Here is a 21,976-nt window from a genome sequence, read left to right as displayed (position 1 = left end):
GGGGCCGCGGGAGAGACATCCCGCGGCCCCGCCGCTGTTCCGTGCTCATTCGAATGCGAATGTGCCCTTGGAAAAGCGAACTGTAAAGCCGCACCCAGCTGTTACTCGCCCAACGTTAGAAAACTGGTGGCGCAGCTCAAAAGAGGATGAAAAAGCGGCTGCCCAACCCAAAATCGCCTTCCCAGCCAGACCTCCAAGCGTAACGTGAATCACGCCTGGAGGACTTCCAGGACGTCTAGATTATGGAGAGTGACATGCTCAAGAAAGGTCTAACACGCACCCTCACTCACGGAGCGCTGGCTGCGGCAATCGGCGCAGGAAGCCTCCTCGCCGCAGCAGGAGCCGCACAGGCAGCTGCACCAGCAGAAAACCCCGGCGGATCACCCGCACAGGCCCAAGCACAAGCCGCACCCGCCCAGGCTCAGAAACAGGGCATCAGCCGTCAAGAAATCATCAAGCGCGCTGAAGACCGCATGGCCAAGGCCCCCTACTACTCACAGGGCCAAGACTACTTTGACAACTACCGCAGGGACTGCTCCGGATTCGTCTCCTACGCATGGAACTCCGGTGGCCCCGGCGAAGCATCCTTCACCTTCGTTCCCAAGGGCGTTGCCCACAAAATCAAGTGGGAAGAAATCCAGCCCGGTGACGCTGTGACCGGCCCTGACCACATCGTTCTGGTCAAGAAAGTGAACCCGGACGGTTCGTTCGAACTGCTTGAACACGGCGGTGGACAGTCCGGCAAAGAAGCCCCCAACCCGCGCCACGCAACCAAACAGGACCTCATCAACCAGGGAGTCGGCGAACCGATCCGCTACAACGGAGTCGCCTAAAGCTCTTCAAGGACAGCACTGGGCCCGGCCGCTGTGGCCGGGCCCAGTCGTATAAGGACAGCGCTTTCCTCAGCTCAGACGGTCGCGAATAGCCGCACCGACCTCCTCGGTTGAACGCCGGGCGTCGCCGCGCTGGGCAAGATCAGCTTCAACAGCAGATCGAATAGCCTCTGCAGCTTTGCCCAGGCCGTTGTTTTCAGCCAGAAGCGCCGCCGACAGAATTCCAGCGGTCGGGTCGGCAATGCCCTTGCCGGCAATGTCGGGCGCCGAACCGTGAATCGGCTCAAACAGCGACGGACCGGTGCCGGAAAGGTTCAGGTTTCCCGAAGCGGCAAGGCCAATGCCGCCGGTGACAGCGGCTGCCAGGTCGGAAAGAATATCGCCGAAAAGGTTGTCCGTGACGATGACGTCATAGCGTCCCGGGTCATTGACCATGTACATGGTGCTGGCGTCCGCGTGCTCGTAGTTCACCGCGACGTCCGGGAACTCTGGTGCAACAGCCTCAATGACCCGTCCCCACAGGTGTCCCGCGTGGACGAGAACGTTGTTCTTGTGCACCCACGTCAGCTTCTTCGAACGCTTCTGCGCCAGTTCAAACGCGTAGCGCACCGTGCGCTCCACGCCGAACCACGTGTTGACCGAAACTTCATTGGACACCTCTTGCGGCGTGCCCAGACGCAGGGAACCTCCCTGGCCCGTGTAGGAGCCCTCCGTGCCTTCGCGCACAACCACGAAGTCAATGTCACCGGGATTTGCCAAGGGCGACGAGGTGCCGGGAAAGAACCGCGAGGGCCGCAGGTTGACCGCGTGATCCAGCCCGAAGCGCATTTTGATGATGATGCCCCGCTCGAGCACACCCGATGGCACCGAGGGGTCACCGCAGGCGCCGAAATAGATCGCGTCGAAGCCGCGCAGCTCGTCCAGTTCTTCATCGGTGAGCGTCTCACCGGTCTTGTGCCAGCGGTCAGCGGAGGCTTCGAACTGCTTGGTCGTAATGCTGACGTCTTCGCCCGTGACTTCAACAGCCCGGCCTAGGACATCGAGTCCGACGGGAACAATCTCTTTGCCGATGCCGTCACCCGGCATAACTGCGATCTTCAAATCCATGGGGCCAACAGTACGCCCTGATCTCGACATTCAGCCGCCTGTCTTGAAGTCCGGACATACTGCGCGAAGCCTCCCCTTGGCCCGCGCATGTTCATAGACTGGTGGCATGTCCGATCAGCTGCGCAACAAGCGCGCCCTCGCACTGCCCGCCCGACTGTCACGCTCCTGGCTCTTCGTCAATGCGGCCAAGCCCGAACTGTTCGCATCCGGTCAGACGAGCGACGCGGACTCCATCATCTTCGATCTTGAAGCCGCAGTGCCCGAAGACCAGAAGAACGCTGCGCGAGACAATGTCGTCAGCGCCCTGGAGGGCGGGATGGTCGGCTGGGTGCGCGTCAACAACACGTGGACTCACCACTGGGAAGAGGACCTTGACGCTCTGGCTGGGCTGTCGGGTCTGCGCGGCGTTATGCTGCCGAACACGGAAGAGCCCGAAGAGGTCACACTGACATCGATTCGGGCCGGTGTGGGCATGCCGATTCTTGCGCTCATTGAAACAGCGCTCGGTGTGGAGAACGCAACCCGCATCGCATCGGCGGCAGGCACCTTCCGTTTGGCGTTCGGAGTCAACGACTTCCGCAAAGACACCGGCATTGGCGACGACCCGGTCGCTTTGGCCTACGCACGATCCCGCCTTGTCATAGCATCACGCGTAGGAGGTCTGGCCGGTGCGATCGACGGGCCGTCCTCCCCCGGTGCGGGACAGTCCACAGTCAGCTCCGACTGTACGTGGACCATGAAAATGGGCATGACCGGCAAGCTGGTGCTCAGCGAATCCCAAGTTCCCTACGTCAATAACGGCCTCGCACCATCCGAAGAAGACCGCGCGTGGGCCCGAGAAATGCTGGAGGAGGCCGAACACGCCGATGGGATCACCGACGGTTCGTACCTCCCCCGCATTGCCCGCGCTGAGAAGATCGCGGACCTTGCCGATTCCTACGGCCTGTGGAAGCGCTGAGTCACTCCGCCAAGGTGACCGTGGCGAAATCCGAAGCGTCCACGGCCCCTGCCACCGCCTCGGCGATTTCATCGCTGACAGGCGAATCGACGTCAATCACCGCAAGCGCCTGCGAGCCGGCGTCGGTGCGCGCCACCTGCATGCCGGCAATATTGATGTTCGAACGGCCCAGCGCCTGGCCCAGCTGGCCGATGACGCCCGGGCGGTCTTCGTACTTGAAGATCACGAGGTTGTCGGACAGCTGAATCTCGATGTCGAAGCCTGCGACTTCCGTGAGCTTCTGCATGAGCTTCGGACCCGTCACGGTGCCCGAAACGCTCATCTGCTTGCCCGAAGCGGTGGTCGCAACAATCGACGTGATGTTGCGGTAGCGCTCACAGTCCGTGTCAGCAACGAGCTCAGTGGTCACACCGCGCTCTTCGGCCAGGACAGGTGCGTTGACGTAGGTGACAGGTGTGGACACGATGTCAGTGAAAACACCCTTCAGCGCTGAGAGCTTGAGCACGGAAACATCGAGTTCGCCGATCTCACCGTGCACTTCGATCCGCAGGTGTGCCAACGGCTCATCGACAAGTGCCGTGAGAGTACGTCCCAGGCGCTCCGCCAGGATGATTCCGGGGCGGACATCCTCATGGATTGCACCGCCGGCAACATTGACCGCGTCCGGTACCAGTTCGCCTGCCATGGCGCGGCGCACCGACCGAGCGACTGAAATGCCGGCCTTTTCCTGCGCCTCGGCGGTTGATGCACCCAGGTGCGGGGTCGCGTTGACTTCAGGAAGCTCAAGCAGCGGGTTGTCAACAGGGGGCTCTTGCGTCCACACGTCAATGCCTGCGGCAGCCACCTTGCCGGTGCGGACAGCATCCGCGAGGGCCTCTTCGTCGATGATTCCGCCGCGGGCGACATTGACCACTCGCACACCGGGCTTCGTTTTGGTGAAGGCCTCCGCACCGATCATGCCGGTGGTCTCCTTCGTCTTGGGCATGTGCACCGTGATGAAGTCCGAACGCTCCAGTAGCTCGTCAAGGCTGACAACCTCAACGCCCATCTGCCCTGCGCGAGCCTGCGTAATGTAGGGGTCGTAGCCGATGAGCTTCATACCGAAGGCTCGCGCACGCTCAGCAACAAGTCCGCCGATGCGGCCAAGGCCCACAATGCCGAGGGTCTTCTCGAACAGTTCGGCGCCCGTCAAAGCGCTGCGCTTCCATTCGCCGGCTTTCAGCGAACGGTTGCCCTCACCGTAATTGCGCGCCGCACCCAGAATGTGCGCCATCGTCAGTTCTGCCGCCGAGGTGATGTTCGACGTCGGCGCGTTGACCACCATAACGCCGGCCTTCGTCGCCGCCGGAATGTCAACATTGTCAAGGCCCACGCCGGCGCGCGCGATGACCCGCAAGTCAGTTGCTGCTGCGATTGCCTCTTCATCCATCTGCGTAGCCGAGCGAATCAGCACAGCCGAAACGCCGGGCAGAGCACTCAGCAGATCGGCACGATCAGCTCCGTCGCAATAGCGAACCTCGAATTCCGAGCCGAGCTCGCCCACGGTCGCATCCGACAGCTTCTCGGCAATAAGGACGACAGGTTTGGTCACGTTTCCCCCTACAGTGTGTGCTTGACAACATCTTAGGGATCGCTGTGGGAGGTATGCGTCCCGCCCTCGCCACGGGCACCGCAACCGGGCCCACCACCCCCGAACAGCACGCGAGGCGCCGTGGTGAGCGGCGCCTCGTCAGTGTGCTTGTGGGATCAGAATTCGTACGGGGTGTACGGGGCCCGGGCCATTGCGAACATCAGCCGGGCCCGCACAGCCGCACCCGGTGTGCACTCGGTGATGCGGCCGGCGCGAGTCAGCAGCGACGGGTCAGCACCGCCCAGGTAGATGGAGCCGAGCTCAGCGACATCGAGTTCGAGGTCTGGCTGGGCATCCGGGGTCTGCTCGACGGTGGCGTCGGCACCATCGGAGTCAATGCGCCATGTGCCCTCCGCATAGCCCAGGGAGTCCGTGACCTTGAGCGTAAGGCTTCCCGGCACCAGCCACTGGCGGGCTTCAAGAGCCTTCTTGACGTCGAGAACGCGCAACCACAGAAGGTCCCAGTGAGACTTCTGCTGCACGCGGCGGGGGTTCTCCAACAGCCACGGCAAAGGTGAGGGCTGAGCCCCGTCATATTTGACTCGCTCCACCAAGTCGATGGAGCCGAGGAACGACCACAGGCCGGAGTATGCCTCGTCCGACACCGCGATCAGGTCAAGAACCTGCACCGTGGGGGTGGGCTTGTCCCAGCCGGTGAACTTGTAGGTCGCGTAGCCGTCCGGCTCACCGGATTCGTCATAGTGCAGCGCTGCACGGACAGCGGGGTCGGGACCGCCGGACTCGAAATCGTACTTGCCCGCGGCGACATCCCACCAGCGCTGCTGGCGGCCGCCCGCGCCCGGGGTTGTGCGCATAAAACGCTCGTAGATGACCGGCGCGAGGTCCTTCAGCACAGCCGGTTCGCACATCTCGACGCGAGAATCAGCTTCGGCAGCCAGCCGGAAGCCCGGGTTGGTGTCAACTTCGAACGAACCCATCCAGGACGCCGTGCCGAAACCATAGCGACGATAGATGCCGCCCTCCGTGGCCGTCAGGGCAGCAAACGGGTAGCCGGCTTCCGCAGCAGTCTTGAGGTTGTCCGTCATCATGGTGCGCAGCAGACCACGACGGCGGTGCGTGGGACGCACTGTCACCCACGTAATCAGATGAGCATCCTGCAGGCGGTTTTCGCCGACGTTGATCGGGGCTTCGAAATGGACGAATGTAGCCACCGGAACATCGGTGCTGAGCGCGTGCTTCTGGGTTTCAGGGGCGTAGACGCCGGTGAAGACACGACCGTCGGCCTTGCTGCGCTCATAGCGCTGAAGCATCTTTTCGTCATCTTCGCGCTTATCGTGAAAACCCGCATTGACGGCGGCAAAGAACGCGGCAGTACGCGCATCCACCTTCTGTTTGCCGGTTTCGGGGTCAGTCTCGACACCTGGACGGAATGTTTCAAAACGATAGTTCAGCACTCAGCCCAATTTACAGGACGCAGTTTAAGGCCGGTAGGGGTTCTGGGGCGCATTCCCGGAGCCCCTGGCGTTTGCGCCGGGCTGCGGTTCGGCCTGCAGACGGCCAGCCGACACCTAGCCCCGCAGCCGGGCGGTGCCTCGTCCGTATTCCTACTTCCACCCGGTGCGCACAACCCCACCGTGCCTCAACAGGTCGCCTGGCATTGGCACCCCACCGCATGAATGCAGTTGGTGGTTCTTCACCCGGGGTATTGCCGGTTATTACAGCTAGATGTACTGGCCGGGGACGTTGGTTAATCGTGAGAAGGGCGGCTGGTTGCCGCAGGCTGTGTGTGGCCGGTGGTGGTTGTAGTAGTGCAGCCAGCCGTCGAGTTCTCCGCGGCGTTCGGCCTCGGAGGTGTAGCAGCGGGCATAGGCCCAGCCGTCGGCCAAGGTCCGGTGGAATCTCTAGATCTTGCCGTTGGTCTGCGGCCGATACGGACGGGTGCGCTTGTGCTTGATCCCGAGCTCGGCACAGGTGTCTCGCCACAGGTGTGAGCGGTAGGCGCCACCGTTGTCGGACAGGACGCGCTCGACGGTGATGCCGCGGGCGTTGAACCACTCGACAGCCCGCACCAGGACCGCTGTGGCGGTGATCGAGATTTCATCATCGTGGATCTCGGCGTAGGCCACGCGGGAGTGGTCGTCGATGACAGTGTGGACAAAGGCCTTGCCCATCAACGGGTCCCGGTACTTGTTTCTGGGGTTGTCGGGGGTGGCGGCTCGGTTCTTCTCGCCTTGTCGTCGGCCGACGTAGCGCCAGCCGCCGCCGTCGGGGATGTTGCCGAGCTTCTTCACGTCGACATGGAGCATCGCGCCGGGATGGTCGTGCTCGTAGCGACGGACCGGCTCACCGGTGGCGCGATCAACATGCGACAGCCGGTTCAGGTGGGCGTCGGTCAGGATCCGATGAACCGTCGACGGCGCGATCCCCAGCCGACAGACCAACTGCACGGGACCTTCCCTCAAGCGGAGCCGCAGCTGGATGCAGCGCTTCGTCGTCTTCGTATCGGTATTGTTGGGCGAGTGGTGTGGGCGCGAGGAGCGGTCCTGCATGGACTCGCCGGTGCGGTAGCGCTCTGCCCAGCGCTCACGGTCGGCCAGGAGACCTGGAAGCGGGCGGCGACCTCGCTGATGGACCAGCCCTCGTCGACGACGAGGCGACCGACGATCAGTCGATGCCGTGGGGTGAGTGCGGCGTTGGCGTGTGACACGGTGTCCTCGGGGGAATGAGTAGGAGGTCTGGTGATGGATGAAGTCCTCAAAGGAGTCGGTCCTCGGCTGCGGAGCATCCGCCTGTCGCGTGACCTGACGTTGGGCGACGTGGCCGAGGCAACAGGCTTGTCGGCCTCGACATTGTCACGACTGGAATCAGGGGGCCGGAGACCCACACTGGAGCTGCTGCTCGCGTTGTCCGCCCTGTATGACCTACCCCTGGACGATCTGGTGGGAGCCCCGCCAGTGGGAGATCCACGGGTCTATCCGCGTCCTCTACGGCGCAACGGCATGACGGTGGTGCCCCTGACGCACTTCCCGGGCCCGCAGCAAGCGCTGAAGATGGTGATTCCCAGCACGAAGTCGACGCCCGCCCTTCGCCGACACGATGGCTACGAATGGCTTTACGTTCTGTCTGGCGAACTACGGCTCATCGTCGGGGACCATGACGTGTTACTCACGGTGGGACAGGCAGCTGAGTTCGACACCACCACACCGCACTGGTTCGGTAGCACTGGGACATCGGCCGTGGAGGTCCTCAGCCTGCTGGGACTCCGAGGGCAGAGAATCCACCTCGCTGGCTCGGTGGAGGCCAACTCAGGCGCGGCGATGCACAACCGCGTGGACGAGCTGCCCTGACAGCCAGATGCCCACTCCGTAGGAAGTGTGGGCGCGCAGGCTGCCGAGCCGTGCTTGCTTGGGATTGGGGGTCTTGGCCGCCGCCACGCCCATCCCGAAACAAGGCTGCATGAGCAGCCAAGGCGCCCCCAGCGTGGCCAGTCCCCATGCTACCGCGGGTATGAAACGCGGCCGCTCGAGCCAGCCTGGATCAGCGGCGGCCAGCGCAACGGCGAAGCCCGTCCCGATGGCGTAATGGGCCGCCCAGCCCAACTCCTTCTCGTGAGGGACGGGCTCGGCTGCCATGATCGAATCGTGCCGGAAGACACCGGCGGGCATGTGCCCAAGCCATCGACCAACCATCGCGTAGTCCAATGACTTGGAGCCACGAGTACGGCGCAGCATCTCCGCCACCCCGTCCATCACGATGGTTGCTCCCACGCCGACAGCAGCAGCTTGGACAAGTTCTCCGACACCGATACGCATGACCTGCACCTCTCGTAGACAGTTCCATTACCGCTCCATTACCGCACACCACCAAAAGAGCCAGCAACTGTTCTTGCTGATTCAGCAAACTTGATCAACGTGCCCGGTCAGTACAGCTAGAACGCCCCAAAAATGTAATCCGTCACAAACTTCATTCTTAACGCTCCCTGTGGAATAGCGGGGAGGTACAACCGGTTATCCGGTTGGCTTTGTGCCTACCCACAGCCTTTACCCATACAGAGGAACCGAATGGAACGTGTTGCGACGCGCATCAAATGGCCGCGCCTGTTGAGCAGTTCAACTGCTCGCACAGGATTCGTCATTGTTATGTTCTTTCTGTGCATGGTTCCTGCTGCTCCAATCCTGACGGCGCTGACTGGCAACGACCCTCACTCGTTCAACACCGACCTGCTGCGCCCGGATGCTGTTCCGGCCGGCGCGTTCGGCGGCATGAGTCTCCAGCACCCGCTCGGCGTTGAGCCGAAGACCGGACGTGACTTGCTCGCGATCGTGACATGGGGTTCGCACGTGTCTCTGTTCATTGGGCTGGCGTCAACCGCGGTGTCAGTACTGATCGGAGTGGTGATTGGCGTGGCTGCGGGCTTCTTCGGCGGCGTCTGGGACCGGTTGCTCAGCCGCATCACCGACATCGTGTTCGGCTTCCCGTTCCTGATCTTCGCCATCGCACTGGCGGCCGTCATCCCACCTGAGGTCAATCGGTCGTTAGTCTTGGTGGCGGTCATCGGCCTCTTTGGCTGGCCTTCTATCGCCCGAGTGGTGCGCGCAGAAACACTGAGCCTGCGCAGCCGCGGCTTTGTTCGCGCAAGCATTGCTCAGGGCGCAAGCGGCTTCCGCACCATCACACGCGAAATCCTGCCTAATCTCCTGGCGACGATCCTGGTTTTCACCACTCTTTCCATTCCCGGCAAGATCGGTGCCGAGGCCACACTGAGCTTTTTGGGCGTAGGCGTTGACCCCTCCACGCCATCGTGGGGCCGCACCATTTCAGACGCCATCGACTGGGTCCAAGTCGACCCCGCGTACCTCCTGTTCCCGGGACTCGCGATCTTCCTCATCACGTTGGGGTTCACTCTCTTAGGCGACGGTCTGCGCGACGCAGTGGCAGGTGAAAAAGCATGAAATGGTGGCCCATTACTCGTTTCCTCTTGTCACGACTGGCCGGTTCCCTGGTGGTGCTTCTGGTCATCGCAGTGGCAAGTTTCGCAATCTTCTACATGCTTCCGAACGACCCAGCTCAGCTCAGCTGCGGCAAACCGTGCACACCGGACCGGCTCGCTGAGGTTCGCGCGTACATGGGCGTTGACAAACCGTGGCTGGTTCAGCTGGGCGCGTTCTTGTGGGGCATCGTGGCGGGTCGCACGTTTGGCTCCGGTCAAGCCGCCATCGAATGTGCCGCCCCCTGCTTTGGGTATTCCTTCCGCCTGCGTACCGACGTCAGCGACCTCCTGGTGGACCGCATCCCGGTGACCCTGTCGATTGCAATCGGCGCCCTGGTGCTGTGGACGATCGCGGGTGTTGCCATGGGCACGTGGGCGGCCCTTCGCCGAGGTCGTTTCACCGACCGCGCACTCACGGGTATGTCTGTGGTTGGGGTCTCGGCCCCCACCTATTTGGTAGGTCTGCTGTTTATTCTGCTGTTCGGGTTCACCCTCAACGTGCTCCCGATCGGCGGGTACGTTGCGTTTAGTGATAGCCCGTTCCAGTGGGCGTTCCACCTGATTCTGCCGTGGGTCACGCTTGCGATCGTCAACGCCGCGATCTACGTCCGGTTCACCCGTGGTTCGATGCTCGACATTATGAGCCAGGACTTCATTCGCAGCTCCCGCGCAATCGGCCTCACTGAGAGTGAGGTTGTAGGCCGGCACGGTCTGCGCAACCTCGTTGTTCCCATCGCGACCCTTGTGGCGCTGGACTTCGGTTCCCTCCTGGGCGGCGCAGTTGTGACTGAAAAGGTCTTTTCAATCCAAGGTGTCGGCTCACTTCTTTTGGACGCTGTGAACAACTTGGATGTGCAGCTGGTGGTGGGCGTGACCCTGTTCGCTGCACTGGCAGTGGTTCTTGCAAACTTCTTGGTCGACATCGTCTACGGGATTCTCGATCCCCGGATCGGAGCTGCCACGTCATGATGATTCGGTGGTACTTAACCAGGAGCCCGCGCCTCGCGTTTGTGTTTCCGCCCGGATTGCGATGTTGAGAGCACGCGAACTGACGCACTCACTCGCCGCGCACACGCGGCGTCCTCAACAGCTTTCTTGGAACAAAGGAAACAATGAAACCCTTCAAAACTCTGTCTGCCATTTTTCTGGCGACCACCATGGCAGTCACCGGCTGCAACGCAAACAACTTTGACGAAGAGCAATCCGGGCTGGGCGAAACCGCCAAGGGCGGAGACTTGACGATCCTCACCTCGGGCACAGAAATGGACATGGACCCAGGCAAGAGCCAGGGCCTTGCCATTACGTCCCTGGGTCTTGTGGCACGGCGTTTGACCACGTGGGATATCCAACCGGACGCCGCCCCCGAGGTCGTTCCCGACTTGGCCACGGACACCGGGACTCCCAGCGAGGACGGTAAGACGTGGACGTTCACTCTCAAAGACGGTGTGACGTTCGAGGATGGAACCCCGATTACGTCAAAGGACATCAAGTACGGCATCGAACGGTCCTTCTCGAAGGAGCTTTCCGGCGGTCTGAGCTACCACAAGACACTTCTGAAGGGGGCGGAGAAGTATTCCGGCCCGTTCGATGGCAAGGAGCTCGACTCGATCGAAACACCGGATGACAAGACGATCGTGTTCCACCTCAACGAAGCGTTCGGTGACTGGCCGTGGATCGCGTCGATGCCCGCCTTCACCCCCGTACCTAAGGACAAAGACAAGCCGGCGGAATACGGGAACGCGCCTGTCGCCTCGGGACCATACCGGGTTGAATCAAACACCCCGGGCACCTCGATGGTTCTCAAACGCAACGACAACTGGAACCAGGACACCGACGAGGTACGCACAGCCGGCCCGGACACCATTACGTTCAAGATGAGCCAAGACCCGACGGTGGCAGCTCAGTCGCTGATCAGCGACTCGAATGAAGCGCAGGCCTCATTCGGCGCGGACTTCATTCCTGCCGCTCAGCTGGCGCAGGCGCAGAAGAACCCGTCCGCGAAGTCCCGTTTGGTGACCAGCGGTGATGGTGCGCTGAAGTACCTTGCGATCAACACCGAGCGCATTTCAGACGTGGATGTTCGCAAGGCGCTGAACTACGCGGTCGACAAGAACGCTGTTCGCATTGCTTCCGGTGGTGAGATCTCCGGCAGCTTCGCCTCCACGCTCATTTCACCCGGAATCCCCGGACGCCAGGATTACAACCTGTACGAAGCACCGGACTCTGGGGACTCTGAAAAAGCCAAGCAGCTGCTCGAAGGCAAGGACGTGGGCACGCTGACGCTGCTCACCCGCAACGACCCGATCTCGTCAGCCCAGGCTCAAGCGATTTCGCAAAGCCTCAGCAAAGCAGGAGTGAAGGTGCGGATCAAGGCTGAGGACACCAACTCGTTCTCTGCGGACGCGACGCAGGGCGAGGGTGATTACGACCTGGCGTTGTCGTCGTGGCAGCCGGACTTCCCATCAGCGAATGCCAACATTGAGCCGCTGTTCGCGTCGTCGCAGATCGGCAACGGAAACTACAACATTTCGCGGTATTCCAACCCCAAGGTCGACGACATGATCAGCAAGGCAACGCACACGATCGACGATGAAGAGGCGCAGAAGCTGTGGGCTGAAGTCGACAAGACGATCATGGAGGACGCGCCTGTTGTTCCGCTGATGTACACCAAGAACTCGTTCATGCACGGTTCTAAGGTTGAGAACTTCATCATCGGCTCGTTCCCTGCTTATCCCAACTACCTCAAGGTGTCGCTGTCTCAGTGAATGCTCTAGAGATTCGGAATGTGTCGGTGTCGTTTGACGGCGCCGAGGTCACCCACGACGTGAGTTTTGATGTGCCGACTTCGTCGGTGGTTGCGCTTGTGGGTGAGTCCGGTTCCGGTAAGTCCGTCACGGCGCTTTCGCTGTTGGGTCTCACCGGGGCTTCGGTTACCGGTGAGGCCCACCTGGCCGACGGCACGGAGCTTATTTCCGCTTCGCCTCAGCTGCTGCGTTCCGTCCGCGGGAAGCGCATCGGCATGATCTTCCAGGAGTCCATGGGGGCTTTCGACCCGATGTACACGATCGGGTATCACGTGCGTGAAGCCATGCGAGCGCACGGAACGGAAGCATCCGTTGCCGAGGTGTTGAAAAAGGCTGGTCTGAAAGATCCCGAGAGGATCGCGGGGTCGTACCCGCATCAGCTGTCGGGTGGGCAGCTGCAGCGTGCGATGATCGCGCTGGCAACTGTGCATTCGCCTGAAGTCCTCATAGCCGATGAGCCGACCACGGCATTGGACGTCACGGTTCAGGCGGGGATTCTGGATCTGCTGCGCAACATCGCGCAGGAACGCGCGGTCCTGCTGATTACGCACGATATGGGGGTCGTTGCCGATGTTGCGACCCATGTTGTGGTGATGAAGGACGGGCGCGTGGTTGAGACTGCGGGTGTTCGTGACCTGTTTGAAAACCCGCAGCACCCGTACACGCGCACACTGTTGGAATCAGTGCCCCGGATTGCAGACCGTGCCGTGGACGAACAGGGCGCGGGCGAGGCTGTTGCGGCTCAGGTGGAGCACGCTTGGGTGGAGCACGGGTCTACGGTTGCGCTCGATGACGTTTCACTGACGATTCCAGCCCACACGATCGTGGGGTTGGTTGGTGAGTCGGGGTCCGGTAAATCGACGATCGCCAACGTGCTCACGGGGGCGCAGAAAGTTGCCAGTGGGACCGCCGAGGTCGCAGGGACTGCCGTTGTTCCGGGAATTTCCCGACAGCAGCGGCAGCTGCGGTCACGGGTCGGAGTAGTGTTCCAGGACCCGGCTGGTTCTCTGAATCCGCGGCGCACGATTGGGGCTCAGATTGCTCAGCCGTTTGAGTTGCACACGCGGCTGTCGCGCCGTGATATCGCCCGCAAGGTGGATGAGCTGCTGGACGACGTTCAACTGCCCGCGGAGTTTGCGCGCCGTTTTCCGCGAGAGCTTTCCGGCGGGCAGAAGCAGCGTGTGGCGATCGCCCGAGCCCTGGCGCTGGATCCCGACCTTCTCATCGCAGATGAACCCACCTCGGCTTTGGATGTTTCCGTGCAAACCGGGATCCTGGAACTCCTTGCCGAACTGCACGAGAAGCACCAGTTCGCTTCCCTGTTCATCAGCCACGACCTGGCGGTGATCAGTCAGGTGGCGTCGCGCGTGGTTGTTCTGCGCGATGGCCATGTAGTGGAAGAAGGTGAAACGGGACGGGTTTTGGGCTCGCCAGATTCGGACTATACGCGGGCGCTCATTGAAGCAGCGCCCGTGCCCGACCCTGTTGAACAAGAATTGCGCCGAAAAAAGTCGCGTGGAAATCTATAGAGCATGACTACTTCGCATGGCGTAACCCCACCGAATATTCCTCATCCCCACAACGGACCGTTTGAAACGTCTGCGCCAGAGCAGCGGAACGAACCGTTCGAAAACCACTACCGCACCGCGCATAACCGCTGGTGGATGGGGCTCGTGGGAATGATTGCGACTATAGTCGTTTTCTTTGCTGTGTCGATTGTGGGTGGCATTATCGCTGTGGCGATCGACATCGCCACTGGTGCGACTTCACAAGAAGACGCCATGGCCGGAAAAATCAACAACACTCCGCTGTTGCTGCTCACGGTGAACCTTTCGCTCATTGTGGGTGGACTTGCGGCTTTGCTTGCGCACCGGATTCTGCACAAGCAGCCGTGGTCGCGCATGTTCTCGGTGTTGCCGCACATGCGTTGGAAGTGGTGGGGATTGAGCCTGGCGTGTACGGTGCCGTTGTTCGTTCTGTACATCGGAGCCGGGTTTCTCTTTGATAACAGCGCAATTATGGGGTCTGGCGACTCGTCGCTCACATTTGACGGTACGGCGCTGGCGTATCTGCTCATCATTGTGCTGACCACGCCGTTTCAGGCAGCGGCTGAAGAGATCATGTTCCGCAGCTACGTTCCGCGCGTCTTTGGTTCGTGGATCCCGCAGGCGGGCGGCATCATTGGTGTCATTGTTGCCACGATCCTGTTCACGCTTGCGCACGGGGCGTCCGATCCATGGTTGTGGGCGTACTACGCGGTGTTTGGCCTCGCCTTGGCTGCGCTCACCCACTTCTCTGGTGGTATTGAGGCTCCCATCGTTATCCACGCGGTGAACAACGTGACCATGTTCGTCATTGCGCTGTTCTCGGGAAGCATGTCCAGCGCATTCGACCGAGGTGTAGGCTCCGGTGGCGCGTTCATGATGTTCCCCATGGTGGCTGTCATTGTCATTGCTGGCGTTTTGACGCTTGTTGCGCGTTGGAAGAAGGTCGAGACGGCGGCCCCCGTTCACGTTCGTCCGGTTATGCGGGCCCAGGTTCCTTATAGCCTGCAGGGGCAGGGCGGCGCCCAGGATGATCAGGTTCAGCCTGGCCAGCAGAGGCAGGTTCCTCCAGCTCAGCCTGGCCAGGTTCCTCCGGGCCACCCGCACTCATAACACGCATTTACCCAACACCTCTAGCTAAAAACCGTCTTGCCTGATCAGCAGAATCTGGCAAGAACGACGGCTTTCAACGTGTCACAACAGCACCAACCGGTGCGCGCAGCCTCACCGAAATCAACAGATAGGCATATGAACACTCCATGACATGGGATTCGACGTTTAACGTGGCCTGATCACACTAACCCCGACTCGGCCGGCAGCTTGCGCAGATCAACAGGCGCGCTGCGTCAGACAGTCAGCTCAAGAAAGCAGCCAGCCAAAGCGGAAAGTCGGGCCAGAAGAGCAGTCGGAACAGTCCGACTGCGACAGTCGAAAGGGATCCCATGAAGGTGCGAGCATCGCTTCGTTCTCTGAAGAACCAGCCGGGCGCGCAGGTGGTCAAGCGCAAAGGCAAGATCTACGTGATCAACAAGCAGAACCCGAGGATGAAGGGCCGCCAGAAGTAACTCTGCCGTCTAGTCGGAAGAACGAGGCGATCCGTGCGTTTTTGCCTCAGTATTCCGCCTAATCAGCAGAGTTCGGCTAACGGTCGTTCTACCCACCTCCCCGTTAGACACACAAAACAGCCGAGGTGGAACTCCTCCGCGGAGATCCACCTCGGCTGTTGTTGGCGGAAGGTCAGCTGACGATCAGCGAGCGGCAGTGCCCTCGGTGTAGTCGTCTTCGGTGTACTTGAGCCATGCGAACATCTTGCGCAGTTCGCGGCCGGTGGCTTCGATCGGGTGCTGTTCTTCCTTGGCGCGCAGTTCGCTGAATTCCTTCGCACCGTTCTTCTGGTCGTCCATGAAGCGCTTGGCGAAGGTGCCGTCCTGAATGTCGGCGAGCACTGCCTTCATGTCTTCCTTCACCTGCGGGGTGATGACGCGCGGACCGGACACGTAGTCGCCGTATTCGGCGGTGTCGGAGCAGGACCAGCGCTGCTTGGCGATGCCGCCTTCGACCATGAGGTCGACAATGAGCTTGAGTTCGTGCAGCACCTCGAAGTAGGCGATTTCCGGCTGGTAGCCGGCTTCGGTCAGAACTTCGAAGCCTGCCTGCACGAGGTGGGACACACCGCCGCAGAGAACGGCCTGTTCGCCGAACAGGTCGGTTTCGGTTTCTTCCGTGAACGTGGTCTTGATGCCGCCGGCGCGCAGACCGCCGATGGCCTTCGCGTAGGACAGGACGGTGTCCCAGGCCTTGCCGGATGCGTCGACTTCAACAGCGACGAGCACCGGAACACCGCGGCCGTCAACGTATTCGCGGCGCACAACGTGGCCAGGGCCCTTCGGGGCGACCATGATGACGTCAACACCCTGCGGGGCTTCGATGTAGCCGAAGCGGATGTTGAAGCCGTGCGAGAACACGAGAGTCTTGCCTTCGGTGAGCTTGTCAGCGATTTCAGCGCTGTAGATGTCGGCCTGCACCTGGTCGGGTGCGAGGATCACGATGACATCTGCCCATTCGGAAACTTCGGCGGGAGTGCCGACCTTGAGACCTTCAGCTTCGGCTTTGTCGCGGCTCTTGGAGCCTTCTTTCAGACCGATGCGCACGTCGACGCCGGAGTCGCGCAGGCTCAGCGCGTGTGCGTGTCCCTGCGAACCGAAGCCGATGACGGCGACTTTCTTGCCCTGGATGACGCCGAGGTCGGCGTTGTCATCGTAGTAGCGCTCTGCTGCCATGGGATTCTTTTCCTTCCTTTGAGACCGCTCGCCCATTTGGCGTGTCTCAGATGTTGGGTGTTATTTCGAGATTATAGGAGCGTGCAGTCTCACCGCGAATTGAGCGTGCACACTGTGAGATAAAGGCGGAGGCGCCAGCCCGGTACTGCTCGGGAACTCACGCTGCCGAGGGCTCGGGTCAGCAGATCACGCCCAGGTGGACCGATCGGAGATCGACCGGGAACCGCGGCTGATGGCCAGCAGCCCTGACTGGACGATTTCGCGGATGCCGAACGGTTCGAGCACCGCCCGCAGCGCCTCCAGCTTGGATTCTTCGCCGGTGGCCTCAACACACACCGCGTCCGGGGCGACATCGATGATGCGCACCCGAAACAGTTCGCAGGCGTCGGCAATCTGCCCGCGGGTGACAGAATCGGCCGCCACTTTGAAGATCACGTGGCCGCGCTCCACGGAGTTCGCCGGTTCGAGTTCAACGACTTTGATGACGTTGACAAGTTTGTTCAGCTGTTTGGTGACCTGCTCCAGCGGCACGTCCTGAACATCGACGACCATTGTCAGACGCGAAATCTCTTCGACTTCGGTGGTGCCCACCGCAAGCGAATCGATATTGAATCCGCGACGGGCAATGAGGCCGGTCAGGCGGGTGAGCGCGCCGGGCTTGTTCTCCAGCAGGACTGACAGAGTATGACGGCTCACAGCTCTTCCTCTTCCTCTTCGAATTCGGGACGCAGGTTCTGCGCGTACTCGATCTGGTCGTTGCTCACACCGGCGGGCACCATGGGCCACACCATTGCCTCGGCTGGGACCGTGAAGTCGATGACCACGGGCCGGTCGTTGATTTCCAGGGCCTTGGCAATTGCGGCATCGACATCTTCGTTGCGCTCGACCCGCAGCCCAGCGCACCCGTAGGCTTCGGCGAGTTTCACGAAGTCCGGCACCCGCCTCGAACCGTGGCCGGTGTCGAGGTTGGAGTGCGAATAGCGGCCGTCGTAGAACAGGGTCTGCCACTGGCGGACCATGCCGAGCGATGAATTGTTGATGATCGCAACTTTGATGGGAATGTTCGAGATGACGCACGTAGCCAGCTCCTGGTTTGTCATCTGGAAGCAGCCGTCACCGTCGATAGCCCACACGGTGCGGTCGGGTTCGCCGACCTTCGCACCCATTGCGGCTGGGACCGAATAGCCCATGGTTCCGAGCCCTCCGGAGTTGAGCCACGCATTGGGCCGTTCGTAGTTGACGAACTGGCTCGCCCACATCTGGTGCTGTCCAACGCCTGCGGCGAAGACCCCTTCGGGGCCGGTCAGCGCGGAGATGCGCTTGATGACGTACTGCGGGTCGCACAGTCCGACATCGTTGGCTTCGTAGCCCAGCGGGTATGCTTCTTTCCACCCGTTGAGCTTCGCCCACCACGCGGGGCGTTCGTCTTCGAGTGCGGCGGAGTGCGATTCACGCATCTCGCTCAGCAGTGCGCTCAGCACTTCGCGGGCGTCCCCGACGATCGGAACATCCACCGCACGGTTTTTGCCGATTTCAGCCGGGTCGATATCAGCGTGGATGACTTTTGCATACGGGGCAAACGACGCGAGGTCGCCCGTGACTCGGTCGTCGAAGCGCGCGCCTACCGCGATGAGCAGGTCGGCCTTTTGGAACGCGGCAACAGCAGACACGTTGCCGTGCATGCCGGGCATGCCCACGTGCTGCGGGTGGGAGTCCGGGAACGCGCCGCGGGCCATAAGCGTTGTGGCCACCGGAATCTTGGTCGCTTCGGCCAGGCGCAGCAGCTCCGCCGAGGCGCGGGAGCGGATGACACCCCCGCCGATGTAGAACACCGGCTTTTTGGACTGTGCGATGAGCTGCGCGGCTTCCCGAATCTGCTTGCTCTGCGGTTTGGTGACGGGCCGGTAGCCGGGGAGGCTGGGAGCTTCGGGCCAGATGAACGGAGCCTCTGCCTGCTGCGCGTCCTTTGTCACGTCCACCAAAACGGGTCCGGGCCTGCCGGTCGAGGCGATGTGGAACGCCGACATGATTGCCTGCGGGATGTCCTCGACTCGGGTCACCAGGAATGAGTGCTTGGTGATGGGCATTGTCATGCCCACAATGTCCGCTTCCTGGAATGCGTCGGTGCCGAGCATCTTGGAGGACTGCTGGCCGGTGATGGCCACGAGCGGCACGGAGTCCATGTGGGCGTCGGCGATCGGGGTGACGAGGTTCGTGGCACCGGGGCCGGAGGTGGCCATGCACACGCCGACTTTTCCTGTGGCGGCCGCGTAGCCGGTTGCCGCGTGACCGGCTCCCTGTTCGTGACGGACGAGGATGTGGTTGATGGATTCTGCGTCCATCAGCGGGTCATAGGTCGGGAGGATAGTTCCGCCCGGCAGTCCGAATACGGTGTCGACGCCCAACAGCTCTAGGCTGCGGATAATGGCCTGCGCGCCCGTCAGGACCTCGGGGGCCGTCCGCCCTCTTTTGGCGGGCTGTTGAGCCTGGCGCGATGGCGATGGCGCCGGCACGGGCTTTGATGCCACGGTGAACTCCTCTGCTGTGTACCTGTGTGTCGCCTTCGTCCTGGCGATCACCCATAAAAAAAGCCCCTGCCAGATTCTGGAGGGGCGCGCGGTGATCGTCCAAGCGAACGCTGGGAGGGATTACCTCGCGCGCCTGCTAATAAGGACAATAACGTCGGTGAACATGGAATCTAGTGAACTAGGCCACGTCAGCAATGTCAATTCGCGGAAACCGTTTGTCCATTTTCTGAGACACGAGGCGGGGGCCCGGTATCCGCGTCGACGTCCGCCAAGGGAGCGCGCCCACGTTCGCGCATGAGCAGCAGCGCGGGAATCCCAGCGGCCAGCACAACGGCTGTGGCGTAGCCTGGCGGGGCAAGGTTCCAGCCGGTGGCCTGGACCAGGCTGGCGGCAATGATCGGCGACAGACCCCCAAAGGCCACGGTTGCCGTATTGAACCCGATCGCCATGCCGGAAAAGCGGCCGATGGCGGTGAACTGTTCAGGGATGGCAGCAGCGGCAACAGCTGACCACCCGGCAGCGGGCACTGCAAGAAACGCCGCGGCAGTCGCTGCGGTTGTCGGGTTGACGTGGGACAGCAGCGCGTATGCGGGAATTGTTGTGAGCACTAGAACCGCGCTGAGAGCCGCAAACATGGTCCGCCTGCCGAACCTGTCTGAGGCCAGCCCGATCAAGGGTGTGACGATGATGGCCGCCACTCCTGCAATTGTGCCGAACGCCAGCGAACCGGCGCCGTCCATTGCAACAACGGTTTCGAGGAACGTGGGCACGTAGGTGATGTTGAGAAAGTACGACACAGATCCAACCGACGACACCAGGAATGCCACGACAACGGCCTTGGGGTGACGGCGCAGAACGTCGAGCAGCGGTGAGCCCGCGTTCGCTCCGCTGTCCTGCGTTTTCTTAAAGGTATCGGTTTCCTCCAGGTGTTTGCGCAGCGGAATCATCACTGCTGCCAGCAGCCCGCCGATGATGAACAGCACCCGCCACCCCCAAGAGTCCATCTGGTCTGGGGTCAGCAGATTGGCCAGAAGAGCACCGGAGCCCACTGCCAGAAGCGCACCGACCTCAGAGTTCGCGGCCGCCCAGCTGGCAGCCAGACCACGGCGTCCTTTTTTGGCTGTTTCCATGAGGAAGACCATGATGCCGGTATATTCGGCACCGACGGAAAAGCCCGCCAGACAGCGCAGGGAAATCATGATGATTCCACCCCATATGCCGATCTGTTCATAGCCGGGCGTTATGGCGATTCCGAACATGGCCACCGCCATGAGCACTGCCGAAACCACGAGGGCTGCACGCCGACCGACTTTGTCACCGAGGTGCCCGAAGACCATGGCGCCCAGTGGGCGGAAGAAGAAACCAGCCGCGCCCACGCCCAGGGTGAGCAGTAGCGAGTTCTCCTGCCCGGGAAAGTACACGCGCGCCAGATTGACGGACACGTAGAAGAAAACGGAGAAGTCGAACCATTCGACAATCGTGCCGAAGGCAGCCACAAGGATGGACCGGCGTCGATTCTTGTCTTCTGCTTTCAGCTGCGAATGTGTCATAGCGCTTTCCCTTCCGGATGTTCGAACACTAACAGCAGGGTCTGACACAGCACCTAGGATTGCCGTATGTTCTGCGCCCACTTTGCCGCTGACCGCTGCCGGACCTGCTCTCTCATCGAGGTGCCCGCGAATCAGCGGCTGACCCGCATTGAACGAGAACTGGCCGCAAACATCGAACACGCCCTGGGCGGCAGAAGCCCCGAAGAGGTTTTCGAAGCTCCCATCACCAGCCCGGATTCGGGATTCCGCAACACCGCGAAAATGGCTGTCGGCGGCACCACCAGCGAACCCACACTCGGCATTCTCGACGAAGACTTCGCCGGCATCGACCTATCGGACTGTCCGCTCTACTCTCCCGTCATCCACCGCGCCCTGGAGGCCATCCCGGCAGTCATCAAAGCCGCACAGATCCCTCCTTACCGGGTGCGCGCACGCAAGGGAGAACTCAAGTACGTCATCGTGACAGAAGGCGATGCCGGCCAGCTGGCCATCCGCTTCGTTCTGCGCACCGACAGCGCTCTGCCGCGCCTGAAAGAAAAACTGCCTCGCCTGCTGGAGGCGGTTCCTGACATCGCGGTCATCAGCGCAAACATCAATCCCGATCACACGGCCATCATCGAAGGGCCAACGGAAATTCACCTGTACGGCGAGCACTCCCTGCCGGTCACCCAGGGCGACGTCACGCTCCTGCCCGGCCCGCAGTCTTTCCTCCAGACGAACAGCGCTGTAGCCGGCGAGCTCTACCGGACCGTCAGGCAGTGGATTGCCGACACCGCGGCCGCACACCCGACCGCAGCCGCAGGCCCCAACTCATCAGCGCACCCCACCGCCCCTCTCACGGTGTGGGACCTGTACTGCGGTGTCGGCGGCTTCGCCCTCCACGCCGCACTCGCCTCGCCGAAGGTCCGCGTCCGCGCAGCCGAACTCAACCCAGAAGCAGTCCAGCGGGCACGTGAAGCTGCCAGGCGCCTCGCGAGGGAGCATCCGGAAGTCGAAGGCCGTATCGAGTTCACGGCAGAAGACGCGTTCACATGGGCGCGCGAACAGACCGAGCCAGCCGACCTGCTCATCGTCAATCCGCCTCGGCGTGGGCTGGGCAAGCCCATGAGCCAGTGGATTCAGAACTCGGAAATTGCCACCGTCATCTACTCCAGCTGCAACCCGCAGACTCTGGCCGCAGACCTTGAGAACATGCCCGCCTACAGGGCCGAAACCGTCCGAATAGTCGATATGTTCCCGCATTCGCCGCACGCAGAGGTTCTCACCCGGCTGAAGCGCCTATAGGCTGAAT

At 61.7% G+C, this 21,976-nt stretch carries 18 protein-coding genes and 1 pseudogene; 10 read left to right on the top strand and 9 right to left on the bottom strand.

Going from position 1 to position 21,976, the window contains the following annotated elements:
* Positions 1–254 precede the first annotated feature (254 nt).
* The gene (locus HMPREF3162_RS11115; protein WP_083304091.1) at positions 255–833 is read left to right on the top strand and encodes a hypothetical protein; all 579 of its coding nucleotides are present in this window, start codon (positions 255–257) and stop codon (positions 831–833) included.
* 69 nt (positions 834–902) lie between these two features.
* Here the strand turns inward: HMPREF3162_RS11115 and HMPREF3162_RS11110 are convergent, their stop codons facing one another.
* A complete protein-coding gene (locus tag HMPREF3162_RS11110) occupies positions 903–1,940 on the bottom strand; it encodes a 3-isopropylmalate dehydrogenase (RefSeq protein WP_070777855.1) in 1,038 nt (345 codons plus the stop codon).
* Positions 1,941–2,046: 106 nt separating this feature from the next.
* Here HMPREF3162_RS11110 and HMPREF3162_RS11105 point away from each other — a divergent pair, with 106 nt between their 5' ends.
* A complete protein-coding gene (locus HMPREF3162_RS11105) occupies positions 2,047–2,898 on the top strand; it encodes an HpcH/HpaI aldolase/citrate lyase family protein (RefSeq protein WP_070777853.1) in 852 nt (283 codons plus the stop codon).
* Between the two features lies 1 nt (position 2,899).
* Here HMPREF3162_RS11105 and serA read toward each other — a convergent pair whose 3' ends face one another.
* The 3 genes and pseudogenes from serA to HMPREF3162_RS11485 all read right to left on the bottom strand — a co-directional run bounded on the left by serA (position 2,900) and on the right by HMPREF3162_RS11485 (position 7,196).
* Complete coding sequence (gene serA / locus HMPREF3162_RS11100) at positions 2,900–4,489, bottom strand: phosphoglycerate dehydrogenase (RefSeq protein WP_061943297.1); 1,590 nt, start codon at positions 4,487–4,489, stop codon at positions 2,900–2,902.
* Positions 4,490–4,644: 155 nt separating this feature from the next.
* Positions 4,645–5,943 carry a GNAT family N-acetyltransferase gene (locus HMPREF3162_RS11095; RefSeq protein WP_070573619.1) on the bottom strand — a complete coding sequence of 433 codons (1,299 nt, stop codon included), beginning with the start codon at positions 5,941–5,943 and terminating at the stop codon, positions 4,645–4,647.
* A 267-nt stretch (positions 5,944–6,210) separates the two neighbouring features.
* Positions 6,211–7,196 (bottom strand): annotated as a pseudogene (locus tag HMPREF3162_RS11485) (IS481 family transposase).
* 34 nt (positions 7,197–7,230) lie between these two features.
* On the opposite strand from HMPREF3162_RS11485, the gene HMPREF3162_RS11085 reads away from it, so the two are divergent.
* Positions 7,231–7,836, top strand: coding sequence for a helix-turn-helix domain-containing protein (locus tag HMPREF3162_RS11085; protein ID WP_061211393.1), 606 nt, complete (start codon positions 7,231–7,233; stop codon positions 7,834–7,836).
* On the opposite strand, the gene HMPREF3162_RS11080 is transcribed toward HMPREF3162_RS11085, so the two are convergent.
* Positions 7,795–8,301: a DUF2938 domain-containing protein gene (locus tag HMPREF3162_RS11080; protein WP_070777872.1), complete on the bottom strand. Its 507-nt coding sequence runs from the start codon at positions 8,299–8,301 to the stop codon at positions 7,795–7,797. The genes HMPREF3162_RS11085 and HMPREF3162_RS11080 overlap by 42 nt on opposite strands.
* A 249-nt stretch (positions 8,302–8,550) precedes the next feature.
* Here HMPREF3162_RS11080 and HMPREF3162_RS11075 point away from each other — a divergent pair, with 249 nt between their 5' ends.
* From HMPREF3162_RS11075 to ykgO, 6 genes are all read left to right on the top strand, one after another.
* Positions 8,551–9,441: an ABC transporter permease gene (locus HMPREF3162_RS11075; protein WP_070777851.1), complete on the top strand. Its 891-nt coding sequence runs from the start codon at positions 8,551–8,553 to the stop codon at positions 9,439–9,441.
* Entirely contained in the window at positions 9,438–10,448 is a 1,011-nt protein-coding gene (locus HMPREF3162_RS11070; RefSeq protein ID WP_070777849.1) for an ABC transporter permease, read from the top strand. The genes HMPREF3162_RS11075 and HMPREF3162_RS11070 overlap by 4 nt, the downstream gene beginning before the upstream one ends.
* A 143-nt stretch (positions 10,449–10,591) precedes the next feature.
* Entirely contained in the window at positions 10,592–12,244 is a 1,653-nt protein-coding gene (locus HMPREF3162_RS11065) for an ABC transporter substrate-binding protein (RefSeq protein ID WP_061943308.1), read from the top strand.
* Complete coding sequence (locus tag HMPREF3162_RS11060; protein ID WP_061943311.1) at positions 12,241–13,812, top strand: ATP-binding cassette domain-containing protein; 1,572 nt, start codon at positions 12,241–12,243, stop codon at positions 13,810–13,812. Before HMPREF3162_RS11065 ends, HMPREF3162_RS11060 begins: the two co-directional genes overlap by 4 nt.
* A 3-nt stretch (positions 13,813–13,815) precedes the next feature.
* Positions 13,816–14,940 carry a CPBP family intramembrane glutamic endopeptidase gene (locus HMPREF3162_RS11055; RefSeq protein ID WP_082784768.1) on the top strand — a complete coding sequence of 375 codons (1,125 nt, stop codon included), beginning with the start codon at positions 13,816–13,818 and terminating at the stop codon, positions 14,938–14,940.
* A 329-nt stretch (positions 14,941–15,269) separates the two neighbouring features.
* Positions 15,270–15,392, top strand: coding sequence for a type B 50S ribosomal protein L36 (gene ykgO / locus HMPREF3162_RS11050; RefSeq protein WP_019174766.1), 123 nt, complete (start codon positions 15,270–15,272; stop codon positions 15,390–15,392).
* 183 nt (positions 15,393–15,575) lie between these two features.
* Here the strand turns inward: ykgO and ilvC are convergent, their stop codons facing one another.
* The 4 genes from ilvC to HMPREF3162_RS11030 all read right to left on the bottom strand — a co-directional run bounded on the left by ilvC (position 15,576) and on the right by HMPREF3162_RS11030 (position 20,685).
* A complete protein-coding gene (gene ilvC / locus HMPREF3162_RS11045) occupies positions 15,576–16,607 on the bottom strand; it encodes a ketol-acid reductoisomerase (protein ID WP_070777847.1) in 1,032 nt (343 codons plus the stop codon).
* 186 nt (positions 16,608–16,793) lie between these two features.
* A complete protein-coding gene (gene ilvN / locus HMPREF3162_RS11040) occupies positions 16,794–17,303 on the bottom strand; it encodes an acetolactate synthase small subunit (protein ID WP_070777845.1) in 510 nt (169 codons plus the stop codon).
* On the bottom strand, positions 17,300–19,120 hold the full coding sequence (locus tag HMPREF3162_RS11035; RefSeq protein ID WP_371089277.1) for an acetolactate synthase large subunit: 1,821 nt from the start codon (positions 19,118–19,120) through the stop codon (positions 17,300–17,302). The genes ilvN and HMPREF3162_RS11035 overlap by 4 nt, the downstream gene beginning before the upstream one ends.
* Before the next feature lie 212 nt (positions 19,121–19,332).
* A complete protein-coding gene (locus tag HMPREF3162_RS11030) occupies positions 19,333–20,685 on the bottom strand; it encodes an MFS transporter (protein WP_070573634.1) in 1,353 nt (450 codons plus the stop codon).
* 66 nt (positions 20,686–20,751) lie between these two features.
* Here HMPREF3162_RS11030 and HMPREF3162_RS11025 point away from each other — a divergent pair, with 66 nt between their 5' ends.
* Entirely contained in the window at positions 20,752–21,969 is a 1,218-nt protein-coding gene (locus tag HMPREF3162_RS11025) for a methyltransferase (RefSeq protein ID WP_070573636.1), read from the top strand.
* The last annotated feature ends 7 nt before the right edge of the window (positions 21,970–21,976 follow it).

It is taken from the genome of Brevibacterium sp. HMSC07C04, from assembly GCF_001815905.1.
Classification (GTDB): Bacteria; Actinomycetota; Actinomycetes; order Actinomycetales; family Brevibacteriaceae; genus Brevibacterium.
This window is presented reverse-complemented; position numbering and strand designations above follow the sequence as displayed.